Source organism: Roseateles koreensis (genome assembly GCF_028595305.1).
Classification (GTDB): Bacteria; Pseudomonadota; Gammaproteobacteria; order Burkholderiales; family Burkholderiaceae_C; genus Paucibacter_A; species Paucibacter_A koreensis.
In genome coordinates, this window is the sequence record NZ_JAQQXS010000007.1 from 75,349 (window position 1) to 90,834 (window position 15,486).

The window sequence follows — 15,486 nt, forward strand, 5'->3', positions numbered from 1 at the left end:
ATGTCAAGATTCTTTATTGATCGGCCCATTTTTGCGTGGGTCATTGCACTTTTCATCCTGGTGTTTGGCGCGGTGGCAGTTACCGTGCTGCCGGTGTCGCAGTACCCCAAGGTCGCGCCCCCGTCGCTGGTGCTCAACGTGGCTTACCCGGGCGCTTCAGCCAAGACGCTGGACGAAAGCGTGATCTCCGTGATCGAGCAGGAGATGAACGGCGCCACCGGCCTGGCTTATATGGAGTCGGTGTCGCAGGCCAATGGCACGGGTTCGATCACCGTGACCTTCGAGCCGGGTACCAATATCGACCTGGCGCAGGTTGATGTGCAGAACCGGCTCTCGCGTGCCACGCCGCGCCTGCCCTCGGCAGTGACGCAGCAAGGCGTGCGCGTGGACAAGGCGCAGAACAACTTCTTGCTGTTCGTGACCTTGTCGAGCAAAGACGGCTCGAAGAGCCCGGTCGCCTTGGGCGATTACGCCGCACGCGCGATCATTCCTGAGTTGCAACGCATTCCCGGCATTGGGCAGGCACAGTTGTTCGGCAGTGAACATGCCATGCGCATCTGGCTGGACCCCGCCAAGCTCCTGAGCTACAGCCTGGGCGCGGCTGATGTGAACGCTGCGATTCGCGCGCAGAACGCCCTCACGCCCGGTGGTGTGATCGGTGATCTGCCCAATCTGAGCAGCCAGACCATGTCCGCCACCGTGGTGGTGAATGGCCAGCTGGAGAATGCGCGCCAGTTTGAGAACATCGTGCTGCGGGCCAATACCGACGGCTCCACGGTGCGTCTGAAAGACGTCGCCCGTATTGAGCTGGGCGGGCAGAGCTACGGCACCTACTCGCGTCTGAACGGCAAGCCGGCCACCGGCATCGGCATTCAGCTGGCGCCCAGCGGCAATGCCTTGGCGGCAGCCACGGCGGTGAAGAACCGCATGGCTGAGTTGCAGAAGTACTTCCCCGAAGGCGTGGTGTATGCCGTGCCCTACGACTCCTCGAAGTTCGTCAAGGTGTCGATCAGCCAGGTTGTCGAGACCTTGGTGGAAGCCATCGTGTTGGTGTTCCTGGTGATGTTCCTGTTCTTGCAGAACTGGCGCTACACGCTGATCCCGACGCTGGTGGTGCCGATCGCCTTGCTGGGTACGTTTGGTGCCATGCTGGCCTTGGGCTTCTCGATCAATGTGCTGACCTTGTTTGGCATGGTGCTGGCCATCGGTATTCTGGTGGACGATGCGATCGTGGTGGTGGAGAACGTCGAGCGCATCATGTCTGAAGAGGGCTTGTCGCCCTTGGAGGCCACGCGCAAAGCGATGACGCAAATCTCCGGCGCCATCATCGGCATCACCGTGGTGCTGGTGTCGGTGTTCGTGCCCATGGCCTTTTTCGCAGGTTCGGTGGGTAATATCTATCGCCAGTTTTCGCTGGCCATGGTGGCGTCGATGCTGCTGTCGGCGCTGATGGCGTTGACCCTGACACCGGCCCTGTGCGCGACCCTGCTCAAGCCCGTCGAGGCGGGGCACCACCATGAAAAGAGAGGCTTCTTCGGTTGGTTCAACCGGGGTTTCTCACGCACCGCCAAAGGCTATGAAGGCTGGGTCGCCAAGCTGCTGCGCCGCAGCGGACGCATGCTGGTGGTTTACGGCGTGATTTTGCTGGCCGTGGGTTGGTTGTATGTGCGCATGCCCACCTCCTTCCTGCCCAATGAAGATCAGGGTTATTTGATCGTCAATGTGCAGTTGCCGCCGGGCGCTACCGCCAACCGGACCGAAGACGCCGTCAAGCATGTGGAAGACTTCATGCTCAAACAGCCTGAGGTGGAGTCCACCGTGGGTGTGATCGGTTACTCCTTCTCGGGCCAGGGTCAGAATGCCGCGCTGGTGTTCGTCCCCCTCAAGCCTTGGGAAGAACGTGCCGGCGCCGCGCACAGCGCCAGCGCGCTGGCCGGCCGGGCCTTCGGCGCCATGATGATGCAGGTGCGTGATGCCTTCATCTATCCGCTGAGCCCACCACCCATTCCTGAGTTGGGCAATGCCACCGGCTTTTCGCTGCGCCTGCAAGACCGTGCCAATCTGGGCCACGCGGCTTTGCTGAATGCGCGCAATCAGCTGATGGGCATGGCCAGCCAGAACAAGCTGATTGTGGGTATGCGGCCCGACGGCCTGGAAGACTCGCCCCAGCTGCAGATCGACGTGGACCGCGACAAGGCGAATGCCCTGGGCGTGAGCTACGACGCAGTCTCCGCGGTGATCAGCACTTCGCTGGGTTCCGCCTACGTGAATGACTTCCCCAACAGTGGGCGCCTGCAGCGTGTGATGGTGCAGGCCGACGCGGCAGCGCGCATGATGCCGGAAGACATTTTGCGTTTGAACGCCGTCAACGCGCAGGGCAAGAACGTGCCGCTCTCGGCATTTGCCAGCACGCACTGGATTACCGGCCAGACACAGGCCGTCCGGTATAACGGTTATCCCGCGATGCGTCTGGCCGGCGATGCCGCCCCTGGCGCTTCGACCGGTGACGTGATGAAGGCGCTGGAGCAAATGACCCAGCAATTGCCTGCCGGCATTGGCTACGAATGGACCGGCCTGTCGCGCGAAGAAAAGCTCTCCGGCTCGCAAGCCATGGTGCTGCTGATGTTCTCGCTGCTGGCGGTGTTCTTGTGCTTGGCGGCCCTGTACGAGAGCTGGTCGATCCCGCTGTCGGTGCTGCTGGTGGTACCGCTGGGTATTTTGGGCGCGTTGCTGGGCATGACCTTCCGCGGTTTGCCCAACGACGTGTACTTCAAGGTGGGCCTGATCACGGTGATCGGCCTGTCAGCCAAGAACGCGATTTTGATCATCGAGTTCGCCAAGGATCTGCAGGCCGAGGGCAAAGGCTTGCTTGAAGCCATCCTGGAGGCTTGTCATCTGCGCTTCCGCCCCATCATCATGACCTCAATGGCCTTCATCCTGGGTGTGGTGCCGCTGTACTTTGCTAGCGGCGCGGGCTCGGCGAGCCAACGCGCCATTGGTACGGGCGTGCTGTCGGGCATGTTGACGGCCACCGTGTTGGCGGTGTTGTTCGTGCCGGTGTTCTTCTATGTGGTACGGCGGATTTTCAAGGCGCCCGCCAAAGGCCATGGCGCGAAGATTGGTCACGCCGCGCCCGCCCCTCAAGCCGAGGAGCACTGAAAATGATGAAACTTCAAAAATCTTCCTGGGTTCGTACTGGCGTGGCTCTGGCTGCTGGCGTGATGTTGAGTGCTTGCGGTGCCTTGGCGCCCAATAACGAGCGGCCCGCCGCGCCCGTGGCGCAGGCTTGGCCAGCCTCGGATGTGGCGGTGACCGGTACAGGAACCCCCGCCGCCGAGTTGTCTTGGCAGCGTTTTTACGGCAGCGACGCCCGCTTGGCCGAACTGATTCGCCTGGCCTTGGCCAACAACCGCGACATGCGTGTGGCGGTGCTCAATGTCGAGCAGGCGCGGGCGTTGGCGGGCGCCACTGATGCGAATCGGTGGCCGACAATCAATCTGGGGCTGCAGGGCTCGCGCTCGCCCAACAGTGCGGGCAACAATGTCAGCAGCTATCAGGCCGGCTTGCAAGTTTCGTCCTACGAGGTCGATTTGTGGGGCCGTTTGAAGAACCTGAGCGACGCGGCCGGCGCACGTTATCTGGCCAGCAGTGAAGGCAGCCGCGCGGCGCAGATCAGCCTGGTTTCGGGTGTGGCCTCGGCTTATCTGGCTTGGGTGGCCGATAGCGAGATGCTCAAGCTCACGCAAGACACCTTGGCCAGCCGTGTGGAATCTTTACGCCTGACGCAGTTGAAGTTCGACGGCGGTGCCGCCTCCGGGCTGGACCTGCGCGCGGCTGAGTCGGCCTACGCGGCGACCCTGGCCAGCTTGGCGCAGGCCAAACGCAACGTGGCGCAAGACAACAATGCGCTGACCTTGCTGGTTGGCCAGCCTTTGCCGGCGGATTTGCCGGCGGGACGCGGCTTGGCGGCACAGTCGCTGGCCGATGTGCCAGCAGGCGTACCGTCCGAGGTGTTGGCGACGCGCCCGGATGTCTTGCAAGCGGAAGCCTTGTTGATGGCCGCCAATGCGAATATCGGCGCCGCCCGGGCCGCGTTTTTCCCGAGCATCCTGCTGACTACCAATTACGGCACGGCCAGTTCGGCGCTGTCGGAATTGTTCAAGAACTCGGTCTGGACCCTCACTGGGCAGGCCTTGATGCCGATCTTTGACGCAGGCCGCAACCAAGCCAATCTCGACTCCGCCAAGGCGGCGCAGGGCATTGCGCTGGCCCAGTATGAAAAGGCGGTGCAAACCGCCTTCCGTGAGGTGTCAGACGGCTTGGCAGGGCGCGCCACCTACGGCGAGCAATTGCAGGCGCAGGGTGCGCAGACCCGGGCTGAGGCCGAGCGGCTCAAGCTGACCGAGTTGCGCTACAACAATGGCGCATCCAACAGCTTGGAGTTGCTTGACGCACAGCGCTCCAGCTTTGCGGCGGAACAAACCCTGGTGCAACTGCGCCTGGCCGCCTTGCTCAATGGCGTGAACCTTTACAAGGCGCTGGGCGGTGGAGTTGAGGTGCCTAAGAAAGGTTGACGAAAAAAGGGGCCGTTCAAGTCGGCCCCAGTTTCTTTTCAAAGGCGCCCGTGCACCGCACCGGGCGCCTTTTTTATGGCAGGTACAACGCCGTTCAGTGCACGGCGTGGATCCAGGCCAGGCCTTCGGCGGTGGCGTAACGCACGGCGGCACGTTGGGTGTGGAAGCGCTTGGTGAAGCGCATCACCCGGTCGTGGCTGGCCGAACCGCGGCCGGAACGGATAGAGACAGAGGCGGCAAAACTGCCGTCGTCTTGAGCTTTGATGATCGGTGAGACAAGATATTTGCCCACCTCGATGCTTGTTTTGTTTTGCATGATTCAAGGAGGTGTGCACCGTTACACGAGGACTGGGCAAACGGGTCGGGCTGGAATGGCGACGCATGGCCATGAGGCATGCATTGAATGCATGTGCAGGCGATGGGGTGCGAGTCAAGCCGTGACGGGCTTGCGTCAGAAATGGACGCGTTGCGGTGCGAATGGCGAAGGGAAAAATACTACGCGATGGCGCGTGTAGCGGTCCGTGAGTCTTCGAGGCCTCAAACGGACAAGGCGGGCTTGAGATGCCCTGGCCTTTCAGGAGTTCTGTGTCAGCCTTTGATTCTTTTGGTCTTGGCAGGGCACAGAGTAAAAACAAAGCACCCGGTGAAGGGTGCCTTTGACTTCAACTTGGCGCTCACGCGTCAAGTGTGGGCGGGTTGGTCGTGAAACCGTCCCGCCCTGCGGTCATTACAGAGCGCGGATGTTCGAAGCTTGCAGACCCTTGGGACCTTGCTTGACTTCGAATTCAACCTTTTGGTTCTCGGCCAGCGTGCGGAAGCCGCCGTTGTTGCGGATTTCGCTGTGGTGGGCGAACAGATCCTTGGAGCCGTCTTCAGGCGTGATGAAGCCGAAGCCCTTGCCGTCGTCGAACCATTTCACGGTACCAGTTTGCATTGTCGTCATGATGTGTTCCTTTTGAACAAATTGAAAAACCCTTCGCGGCGGCGCTTGCCATTCAACACGTGCGAAAAAACACGTGCCTATGCCTGCGAAGACAGAAACACTCAAGAACAGTCAAACGGGGAGTTGAAACTGAAGCGAGCCCTGTCGCGACCGTTGCGCAAAATCTTTTCAAATTTCACGACCGTTGGGCGGTGGGGGCTGCAGATTGAAGACCTTGAAGAAACGGTCTTGTGCGTATCTATCCGCCGAGTCTAACACAACCAAATCAAATCACCTAATTGAACCTGGGGGGCGGGCAAAGGGCAGCCTGCCCAGCCATATGCCAGTCAGGCGGTTTGCGCTGTTGGCACGGCCTGCACCGCTTGCAGTTGCACGCTCACGCCTGACAACACCGCGTTGCCTGATAGAGGGTCTCGCACTGTGTCACTGAGCAGGCTGTTGAGATTGACGCCTGGCCGCTCAGCGGCCACACCCAGGCGGATGCCGGCCAAATCGTGTCCCCAGCCATGCGGCAGGCTGACCACGCCCGGCATCATGTCCGCACTGATGTTGACGGTGGCGCGAAGCTGGCCTGTCGCCGTGCTGAGCAAGGCTTGGCCGCCGTCTTGCAGGTTCAGGCGTTGGGCGTCGTCGGGGTGGACCAGCAAGGTGCAGCGCTGTGGGCCTTTGGCCAGCACCGGCAGGTTGTGCATCCAGCTGTTGCCGGATCGCATGTCGCGCCGCCCGATCAAGGTCAGGGTGACGGGTGTTGTGGGTGCAGTGGGAGCAGAGGCCGCCAGCGCGGCGTCGACATGGCGCAGGTCCGCCAGCAGGGCCGGGGGCGCTAGCTCAATTTTTCCGCTGGGCGTGCGCAGCAGTTCGGGGATGCGGGGCTGCAAGGCGCCGAGATCAATGCCGCCGGCGGCATTGCGCACCCGGTTCAGCGTCAAGCCGTCTGGCCGCAGGCCGAAGCGGTCGCCATAAGGGCCGCTGCGCAGCGCCAGGTCGATCAACCGTTCCGGGCCGCGCAAACACGACAAAGCCTGCATCACGGCGTCTGCCTGGTCGCCGGCCTGCCGTGCGACGTCTGCCCGAACGGCGGCTTCGTCCAGCGCATCGACATCGCCGCGCCAGTCTTTTCCTTCGATCAGCGCAGCGAGCCGGATCAGCGTCTCCCACTCTTCAGCCTGCCCAACGCGCTTCTCCAGGACCGGGCCGGAAAAGCGGGCGTGATTGCGCCACGACAGCTGCGGGAACACCATGTCGAAGTGCAGGTCCTCCAAGGGCGACAGGCCCGGCAGGATCACGTCCGCGTGGCGGGTGGTTTCGTTCAGGTAAATGTCCAGGCTGACCATGAAGTCCAGCGAGGCCAGGGCCTTGTCGATGCGAGGGCTATTGGGCGCCGACAGCACCGGATTGCTGGCGATGCTGATGAGGGCGCGCACTTGGCCCGCGCCAGGCGTCTCGATTTCTTCGGCCAGGCAGATGATGGGCAATTCACCAAACACCTCGGGCGCCTGGCTGACCCGGCTGACCCGGCGGCCGACGCTGATGCCCTTGCCGATGCCCGGCTTGCCGGTGGTGTTGGGTGCAAAGGCCGCCGCTTTGGGGAACATGGCGCCGCCTTCGCGGTCCAGGTGCCCGGTCAAGATGTTGAGCACGTCCACCAGCCAGCTGTTCAGCGTGCCGAAACGCTGGGTGCAGGTGCCGATGCGGCCATAGAGCGCCGCCCGGTCGGTGCCTGCCAACTCGCGTGCGAGACGGCGCTGCGTGGCGGCGGCAATTCCGCAGCCCGCAGCCATGCGCTCCGGGCTGTAGGGGGCTACCGCCGTGCGCAACTCGTCCAGGCCCTTGAGGTGCGCTTGCAAATGCCGGAGCTGGATCAACTGTTCGTCGAACAGGGTGTGCACCATGCCCAGCAGCAGGTAGATGTCGCCTCCGGGTTGAATGGGCAGGTGCTCATCGGCGGCCTGGGCGGTTTCGGTACGGCGGGGGTCGATCACGACGATGCGACCGCCGCGCTCCCGCATGGCGCGGGCCTTGCCGCGGTAGTCCGGCACGGTCCACATGCTGCCGTTGCTGACCATGGGATTGCCGCCGAGGATGATCAGCAGATCGCTGCGTGGTAAATCGGGCACCGGCACGCTCAGCCAATGGCCAAACATCAGTCCTGCGCTGAGTTGTTTGGGCATTTGGTCCAGGGTGGATGCCGAGAACAAATTGCGGGTGCCCAAGGCCCGCGCCAGCCGCGGGAAGTAGGCCATCAGGCTGATCTTGTGCGCCGCCGGGTTGCCGATGGTGGTGGCCACGGCGTCGGGGCCATGGGTTTGCAGAATGGGCAGCAGCCGGCGTTCGATCTCTTCAAACGCTTCGTCCCAACTGGCGGGCTCGAACCGGCCGTTGCGCTTGATCAGAGGTTGGCGCAGGCGGTCCGGGTCTTCGTGCAGGTCTTTCAGGCTGACGCCTTTGGGGCAGATGAAGCCGCTGCTGAAGACGTCATCGCTGGCCCCTCGGATGCTGATGACCTGCTCGCCCTGCGTGCGTACTTCCAACCCGCAACAGGCTTCGCACAAGGGGCAGATGCGGTAGTGTGTGGTGACGGCAGCAGCGGTGGCGGCTGCTTGGGCAGCGGTTTCAGAAGCGGGCATGGCAATCTCCTCGGTGGCAGCGATTGTGGGCGCCCAGGCGCCTAGGCCGCGTCGACTTGGCGACAGCCCGCGTGCGAGGAGACTCGGTGTTTTACCGGGGGGGAGGGGGCAGCGCGGGCGAAAGAAGGGTGCGCAACGCCCGCGTCAAAAACCGATCAGCGCGCCCAGCTCGCGCTCCACCAAGCTGGCGTCGCCGGTGTTCATTTCGACCAAGCGGCGCAGATGGGTGATGCTTTCAATGTCGATGCTGCGGCACAGCAACCCGGCGGATGTTGATTCGACGTGTGCCAACTCGCCCGCCATCGCGATGGTGGTTTCTTTGTCGGCCAGGGTGATCTTGAGCAAACAGGGCTGGCCTGGCAGCAGGCGCGACGGGTGCGCCTCATCGGTGGCGGACTCCGGCAGCTTCAACAGCGCCCCCTTGAGAGACAAGTCCAGCACATGCGCCTTGATCTGTTCGTGCGTGGTGATCAACTCGGCCTCGACGTCGAAAGCGACGCGGGTGAAATTGCGGCGTTCGGTATTGATGGCGGACTCCCAAAAGTCTGTTTTGATGCTAGCAGAACCACTGCTCGCCGGGTCATCGATTTGTTCGACAAATCTTGCCCAGATCAGTTCAATGGCGAATTTTTTCTGGCGTTGGGCGGAGTCATTGGGGCTGCCGGAGTTGGCCAAGCCGTCGGCGTCGCCAACCAATCCTGCACGGCCCGGTTGAAGGCCGCCGGTTGGCGAACCATTACCCAGTGGTCGGTGTCAAAGCCTTGCACCGCATGTTGTGGGGCCTCGCTCATGTCCTGAAGCCAGCTCTGGCTGTGGAACATAAAGGGCTTTTTTCGACCGTAGGCAAAGAACATCGGGCAGGGCGGGTTCATGGGCAGCAGGCCTCGAAGCGAGCCGTAGCTGCCGGTCCACTGCATGTCGTAGGGATAGTTCATGCCGATTCCGATTTGCTCAGCGGGCGCTGGGCAGCGCAGGGCTTGCGCGATCCAGCGCGTCATGCGCAGGCTGAGGCGCCCGCCAAACCAATCCCGCAGGCGCCAAGCTGACACCAGCCACAACTGGTAGGCGGCAATCATGAGTTTGACCTTGGGTTTGAGGCTGTGCAAATAGGCCGCGCTGCTGGCATCACCAATGTCCACGCCGACCAGTCGGCTGATTTTTTGCGGCTGCTGCATGGCGAATTGGTAGCCGAACATGCAACCCCAGTCATGCAGCATCAGAACGATGGGCGCGTCGGGCGACACGGCGGTGACGATGGCCTTGAACAGCGCCATCAGCGACTCCAGCGAATGCCCCTGGGGCGCTTGTGAGGCGTCGAAGCCGGGCAGGGTGAATCTGATGCAGCGGTAATGGTCGCGAAAAAACTCGACCTGAGCGTCCCACACACGATAGGTGTCGGGCCAACCGTGGATCATCACCAGGGCTGGGGCTCCGGGCGGGCAGCGGGTGTCGTCAATCCAGACTTCAGTGCCTTCGATGATCATTGATCTGCTCATGAATTTTCTCAATTGGCAAAACGGACATCTTAAGAGGCTCAACTTAGATTTCGCCAGAATCTGCCTGAACTTGCGGGCGGTACCGCGCGGCGCCGGCGTCGAGGCGTTGTTGTTGTGGGTGTATGTGCTCACTAACAAATATTGGGCATGAAAATACGCGCTAAAAGCATCAGCAAGAAAGCTGCCGAGGGTCTGACGCCCATCAATTCAGGCTGGCTAAGATGGCCGCATGATGCCCCCCGTCCCGCATTCTTCGGAAAGATTTTGATGAGCTCGCCCAACCCCACCCAACAGAGTTTTGATGAGGCCCTGGCCATCACTGGTCAGCTGCCCTTGATGGCTTCGGCACAAGCGTTGCCGGGTCAGGACATCAGCGTCGAGGTGCTGTTGGAAAAGTATGCCAAAGGCGATGAGCAGACGCTGGATGACTTGCGCCAGCGCGTGGCGCGCGCCTTGGCACAGGCCGAGGCACCTGAGGCGCGAGCTGATTGGGAGCGCAAGTTTCTGGACGCACAGCGGCGTGGTTTTGTGCCGGCCGGGCGCATCAACTCGGCCGCCGGCACCGACCTCAGTGCCACCTTGATCAACTGCTTTGTTCAGCCGGTGGGCGACTCCATCGCGTCGATGGACGACGGGCATCCGGGCATTTACACAGCGCTCACCGAAGCCGCTGAAACCATGCGCCGGGGTGGCGGCGTGGGCTACGATTTTTCCCGCATCCGTCCCCGGGGCGCCTGGGTCGGCTCGACCCAGAGCAGCGCCTCCGGCCCGGTCAGCTATATGCGCGTGTTCGACCGCTCTTGCGAGACGGTTGAAAGCGCGGGTAGCCGGCGCGGCGCCCAGATGGGCGTGCTGCGCTGCGACCACCCGGATGTCGAGGAGTTCATCCACGCCAAAGACAAGGGCGACCTCAAGAACTTCAATATTTCGGTGGGCGTGACCGACACGTTCATGAAGGCTGTTGACGATAACGCCGATATTGAGCTGACCCACAAGGCCGAGCCGGGCGTCAAGCAACGTGAAGCTGGCGCCTACCAGCGCGCGGACGGTCTCTGGGTGTATGCCAAGCTCAAGGCGCGTGATTTGTGGGACCAGATTATGCGGTCCACCTACGACCACGCCGAGCCCGGCGTGCTGTTTCTTGACCGCATCAATGCCGACAATAACCTGCACTACTGCGAGTCCATTTCGGCCACCAACCCCTGCGCTGAGCAGCCGCTGCCGGCCTACGGTTGCTGCTGCCTGGGGTCGGTCAATCTGACCACCTTTGTGCGCGATCCCTTTGGCGCCGACGCTCACTTCGACGCCGAAGGATTTGCCGAGGTTTGCCGTGTCGCCACACGCATGCTCGACAACGTGCTGGACGTCACGCCCTGGCCCCTGCCAGCGCAGCAGCAAGAAGCGCGCAACAAGCGCCGCGTGGGTCTGGGCTTTACCGGTCTGGGCGATGCCCTGGTGATGCTGGGCCTGCGCTACGACAGCGAGGCGGCCCGTGCCATGGCACGGCACATCAGTGAAGTAATGCGTGACGCCGCCTATTCAGCATCGGCTGATCTGGCGGTGGAGCGCGGGGGATTTCCGCTCTTTAACGCCGACCTGTATTTGTCGGGCGGCAACTTCGCATCGCGCTTGCCGCAAGGCATCAAGGACAAGATCCGCGCGCAAGGCCTGCGCAACTCGCACCTGCTCTCCATCGCGCCCACCGGCACGATCAGCCTGGCCTTTGCCGACAATGCCTCCAATGGCATCGAGCCCGCCTTCAGCTGGAGCTACACCCGCAAGAAGCGCATGCCTGATGGCGGCTACAAGGAGTACGCGGTCGAAGACCATGCTTGGCGTTTGTACCGCCATATGTTTGGCGCCAGCGCGCCGCTGACCCAAGCATTCGTCACCGCGCTGGAGCTGAGTGCCTCAGACCACGCCTTGATGGTGGCGGCGGTGGCACCCTATATCGACACCTCCATTTCCAAGACCGTCAATGTTCCGGCGGACTATCCGTATGTCGAGTTTCAAAATCTCTATCACCAGGCCTGGAAGGCCGGGCTGAAAGGGCTGGCCACCTACCGTCCTAATAGCGTGTTAGGGTCGGTGCTGAGCGTGGATGCACCGGTGGCTCCAGCCGCCGCATCGGCATCCACAGCACCTGAGCCACTCAAGCCCGTGAATGGCAGCAGCAGCGGCAGCAATCAGCGCATGCTGCTCACCCGCCTGCCCAATGCTGTGCTGGCCTCGCTGCGCTGGCCCAGCCGCCCCGAGTTGCCCGGCGGTAATCCTGCTTGGAGCTACATGATCCGCCACCCGCATGGCGACTTCGCGCTCTTCGTGGGCGAATTGCCGGCGGTGGGCCCTGATGCCGGTTTGTTCGGCAAGAACCTGCCCTTTGAGGTTTGGGTCAACGGCGCTGAACAACCGCGTGGTTTGGCAGCAGTGGCCAAAACCCTGTCCATGGATTTGCGCTGCAACGACGCCGCTTGGCTGCGGCTCAAGCTCGACGCCCTCGCCACCGTTGCGGAAGAACGTGCCTTTGAAATGCCCATGCCCCCCGGCGGCGAACAGCGCTTGTTCCCCGGCGTGGTCGCGGCCACGGCGGCGGTCATTCGCTGGCGGTGCGAGCAACTCGGCGCCTTGGCTGAAGGGGGCCCCACGCCGGTGCTCGATGCCATGTTCAGCCGCGAAGAGCCCCGCACCAGCACCATGGGCACGCTGGCCTGGGCGGTGGACGTGGACAACCCTGCCACTAACGAGCAATTCACACTGACCCTGAAGGAGGTCAGCCTGCCCACGCCAGAAGGTGGCGTGGTGACCCGTCCCTGCGCCATGGGCTTCTCCGGCAATTACCCCAAGGCACTGGACGGCATGGCGCGCCTGCTCTCGCTGGACATGCGCGTGGTCGACCCTGCCTGGATCGGCATGAAGCTACGCAAATTGCTGAACGTGGGCGAGCCGCTGGGCCACTTCATGGCGCCCGTGCCCACCTTGTCGGGCGAACGGCGGCAGCAAATCTGGCCCTCTACCGTGGCCTACGTCGCCCGCCTCATCATCCATCGGTACGCCATGTTGGGCGTGCTGGACGAGCAAGGGCTGCCCTTGGTCGACATGGGCCTGCTCCAGGCCCCGCGCGCCCAGGCCGCCAGCGGCAACACCGTCCAGGCCATGGCCGGCAAGCCCTGCCCTGAATGCGGCAACGCCACCATGATCCACAAAGACGGCTGCGACTTTTGTACCGCCTGTGGGTACGTGGGGCAGTGCGGCTGAGATGTAAGCGGGCCGATAATTTGGGCGGTTGTGCGGCGGCTCGGCTTGCGCCATCCAGCTGAGATGGGCGGGGCCGAGGTGGATGCACTCCTGGCTTACTTGGCGCTTGCTCGGGGTCTTGGTACCGTCCAGTAGAGCGTGGACAAATGCACGTTCACCCACAGATCGGCCGTTCCGCACTTGATCTGGCACAGTCATTTGTCTGACAATTGACGGCGTTGGTACACCTGTGCGAAAGGCAGGGTCACAAAGCTTCCGGTCTACTTCCCGTGAGGGGCATGACAGCGGGGCTGCCTCTGGATGCTTGACTGCGTCTGGAGTTCAATCGCTTGGCCTCAAGCGATTGCGCGGTTTGCCTTTCACTGCAGTGCCAGCCGAAGTTGAGATCAGCGGTGGTTCATTTCCGCCGCGTACTCACACAAACGATCGCATCCCAAGATTTCGCACAAGCCTCCTTGCAGTTGCTCTGCACGCTGGGCAGGAGTGCGCTTGGCTGTGGAACTGTCTGGAAGGGCCTTAGGCTGAAATTCAGGGCAGTTCATCCTCTCATGAATTTTTGGAAGTACTGTTGATGATGACGAATTGGCTTAAACGATCCAGCCTGGGTACGAAGCTCTCTGCGGCAAATTTTGCGCTGGTCACGGGGGTTGTGGGATTGTTTGTCTGGGCGGCCAGCTATTCCAGCGCCCGCATTATTGAGGCGCGTGCATTTGACGAGGTTGAGCAGAAGACTCAGTTGCTGGTCAAACTGGTTGAAGCCTCTGATAAAGACATCCGCTATCGCAGCAACTCATTGGGCCAGGCTTTTCAAGCCACGCTGAAAGGCCAGATGACGTTGCTTGACAGCACGGTTGATATCAAGGGCCGTGCGACACCGACATTGGCTTTGAATGGCCGGCCTATCAATCTCGACTTCTCGTTTGTGGATCCTTTCACGGAAACGACAGGCGCCGTGGCGACCGTGTTTGCCAAGACCGGGGATGACTTTGTCCGCATCGCAACGTCCTTGAAAAATGAGAAAGGCGAGCGTGCGGTGGGTACCTTGTTGGACCGCGAGCATCCGGGCTACAAGGCCGTGATGGCGGGCGACAGCTTTGTGGGTGTCGCCACCTTGTTCGGGCGCCAGTACATGACCCGTTATGACCCGATCCGCAGCGCGGCGGGCCAGACCATTGGCCTGAGTTTCGTGGGCCTGGATTTCACTGAATACCTGGCGACCTTGAAGGCCACCGTCCGCGACTTGAAAATCGGCCAGACCGGCTACTTCTTCGCCCTGGATGCCCGGCCTGGCAAGAGCTTCGGCAACATGGTCGTGCACCCGACGCTGGAGGGAAAAAATCAGCTCGATCTCAAGGATGCAAATGGCCGAGAGTTCATCAAGGAAATCCTCGAGAAAAAGTCGGGCTCCATCACTTACGCCTACATGAACCCGGAGCGTGGCGAGACCGCACCGCGTGACAAGGCCGTGTCGTTTACCTATTTCAAGGATTGGAACTGGGTCATCGCGGGTGGTACTTATGTGGACGAATACACCGCTGAGATTCGGCATCAGCGCAACGCCTATGTGGTGCTGGCAATCTTCCTGGTGACAGGCATGAGTGCCACCTCCTATTTCCTGCTGCGCCGCATGTTGAGCCAGCCCTTGGCGCAAGTGCAGGACATGGCGGAGCATCTGGCCACGGGGGACCTGACGGTGCGTTTGCCAGTTCAACGCAGTGACGAGATCGGGGCGCTGGTGGCCGCCATGAACCGCATCGGTGAGAGCCTGACCACGGTGGTCGACTCGGCACGTGAAAACGCCAACAATGTCGCTACCGCCTGTGCGCAGATTGCCAGTGGCAATCAGGATCTCTCGGCGCGAACCGAGAGCCAAGCCAGTGCGCTGGAGCAGACAAGCGCCTCGATGCGCCAACTCAGCGGTACGGTTCAGCAAAATGTGGACTTTGCGCACCAGGCCAATGAACTCGCAGCAGGCGCCAGCGAGGTGGCCAGCAAGGGCGGAGCGGTGGTGGCACAGGTGGTGGACACCATGAAGGGCATCACTACGTCGAGCAAGCGAATCGAAGACATCACCTCTGTGATCGATGGCATCGCGTTTCAAACCAATATTCTGGCCTTGAATGCGGCGGTGGAAGCTGCTCGTGCGGGTGACGCTGGTCGGGGGTTCGCGGTGGTCGCCACTGAAGTTCGCAGTTTGTCCGGGCGTTGCGCCGAAGCCGCCAAGGAGATCAAGAAACTGATCGGCGACAGCGTTAATCGCATCGAGCGTGGCAGCGAATTGGTCGATCAGGCGGGCATCACCATGAATGAGGTGGTCAACAGCATCGAGCGTGTGACGCGCATCATGAGCGACATCCGCAGCGCCAGCGGCGAGCAGGCCACCGGCGTTCGCCATGTTGACCAGGCGGTTGCGCAGATGGATCAATCAACCCAGCAGAATGCGGCCTTGGTTGAGGAGATGGCCGCGGCCGCCTGCAGCCTGGAACTGCAGGCGCAGACCATGGTGCAGTCGGTGGCGTTGTTCAAAATCTAAACCTGAGCGCCAACGACCCTGGGCTGTTGGCGCATAGGTTTGCGCCGTCCAACTGTTC

General features: G+C 61.9%; 9 protein-coding genes and 1 riboswitch. Of the genes, 4 read left to right on the plus strand and 5 right to left on the minus strand.

Going from position 1 to position 15,486, the window contains the following annotated elements; translation table 11 throughout:
- Complete coding sequence (locus tag PRZ01_RS09245; RefSeq protein ID WP_273596494.1) at positions 1–3,159, plus strand: efflux RND transporter permease subunit; 3,159 nt, start codon at positions 1–3, stop codon at positions 3,157–3,159.
- Between the two features lie 2 nt (positions 3,160–3,161).
- Positions 3,162–4,574, plus strand: a complete 1,413-nt coding sequence (locus PRZ01_RS09250; protein ID WP_273596495.1) for an efflux transporter outer membrane subunit — start codon at positions 3,162–3,164, stop codon at positions 4,572–4,574.
- 94 nt (positions 4,575–4,668) lie between these two features.
- Here PRZ01_RS09250 and PRZ01_RS09255 read toward each other — a convergent pair whose 3' ends face one another.
- The 5 genes from PRZ01_RS09255 to PRZ01_RS09275 all read right to left on the minus strand — a co-directional run bounded on the left by PRZ01_RS09255 (position 4,669) and on the right by PRZ01_RS09275 (position 9,640).
- Positions 4,669–4,890, minus strand: coding sequence for a hypothetical protein (locus tag PRZ01_RS09255; RefSeq protein WP_273596496.1), 222 nt, complete (start codon positions 4,888–4,890; stop codon positions 4,669–4,671).
- 411 nt (positions 4,891–5,301) lie between these two features.
- Positions 5,302–5,508 (minus strand): cold-shock protein, encoded by a 207-nt coding sequence (locus PRZ01_RS09260; protein WP_058720877.1) that lies wholly within the window; start codon positions 5,506–5,508, stop codon positions 5,302–5,304.
- 335 nt (positions 5,509–5,843) lie between these two features.
- On the minus strand, positions 5,844–8,144 hold the full coding sequence (locus tag PRZ01_RS09265; RefSeq protein ID WP_273596497.1) for a molybdopterin-dependent oxidoreductase: 2,301 nt from the start codon (positions 8,142–8,144) through the stop codon (positions 5,844–5,846).
- 144 nt (positions 8,145–8,288) lie between these two features.
- Positions 8,289–8,819 carry a PilZ domain-containing protein gene (locus PRZ01_RS09270; protein WP_273596498.1) on the minus strand — a complete coding sequence of 177 codons (531 nt, stop codon included), beginning with the start codon at positions 8,817–8,819 and terminating at the stop codon, positions 8,289–8,291.
- Entirely contained in the window at positions 8,756–9,640 is an 885-nt protein-coding gene (locus PRZ01_RS09275) for an alpha/beta fold hydrolase (RefSeq protein WP_273596499.1), read from the minus strand. The genes PRZ01_RS09270 and PRZ01_RS09275 overlap by 64 nt, the downstream gene beginning before the upstream one ends.
- 336 nt (positions 9,641–9,976) lie before the next feature.
- On the opposite strand from PRZ01_RS09275, the gene PRZ01_RS09280 reads away from it, so the two are divergent.
- Entirely contained in the window at positions 9,977–12,895 is a 2,919-nt protein-coding gene (locus PRZ01_RS09280; RefSeq protein WP_273596647.1) for an adenosylcobalamin-dependent ribonucleoside-diphosphate reductase, read from the plus strand.
- Positions 12,896–13,105: 210 nt separating this feature from the next.
- A riboswitch (cyclic di-GMP riboswitch) is annotated at positions 13,106–13,193 on the plus strand.
- 273 nt (positions 13,194–13,466) lie between these two features.
- A complete protein-coding gene (locus PRZ01_RS09285; protein WP_273596500.1) occupies positions 13,467–15,428 on the plus strand; it encodes a methyl-accepting chemotaxis protein in 1,962 nt (653 codons plus the stop codon).
- The last annotated feature ends 58 nt before the right edge of the window (positions 15,429–15,486 follow it).

Bases quoted from the DNA above. Each gene is read 5' to 3' on its own strand.
- PRZ01_RS09265 (WP_273596497.1), bottom strand. From the start codon at position 8,144: ATGCCCGCTTCTGAAACCGCTGCCCAAGCAGCCGCCACCGCTGCTGCC.
- PRZ01_RS09280 (WP_273596647.1), top strand. From the start codon at position 9,977: ATGGCTTCGGCACAAGCGTTGCCGGGTCAGGACATCAGCGTCGAGGTG.
- PRZ01_RS09260 (WP_058720877.1), bottom strand. From the start codon at position 5,508: ATGCAAACTGGTACCGTGAAATGGTTCGACGACGGCAAGGGCTTCGGC.
- PRZ01_RS09250 (WP_273596495.1), top strand. From the start codon at position 3,162: ATGATGAAACTTCAAAAATCTTCCTGGGTTCGTACTGGCGTGGCTCTG.
- PRZ01_RS09275 (WP_273596499.1), bottom strand. From the start codon at position 9,640: ATGAGCAGATCAATGATCATCGAAGGCACTGAAGTCTGGATTGACGAC.
- PRZ01_RS09255 (WP_273596496.1), bottom strand. From the start codon at position 4,890: ATGCAAAACAAAACAAGCATCGAGGTGGGCAAATATCTTGTCTCACCG.
- PRZ01_RS09285 (WP_273596500.1), top strand. From the start codon at position 13,467: ATGATGACGAATTGGCTTAAACGATCCAGCCTGGGTACGAAGCTCTCT.
- PRZ01_RS09245 (WP_273596494.1), top strand. From the start codon at position 1: ATGTCAAGATTCTTTATTGATCGGCCCATTTTTGCGTGGGTCATTGCA.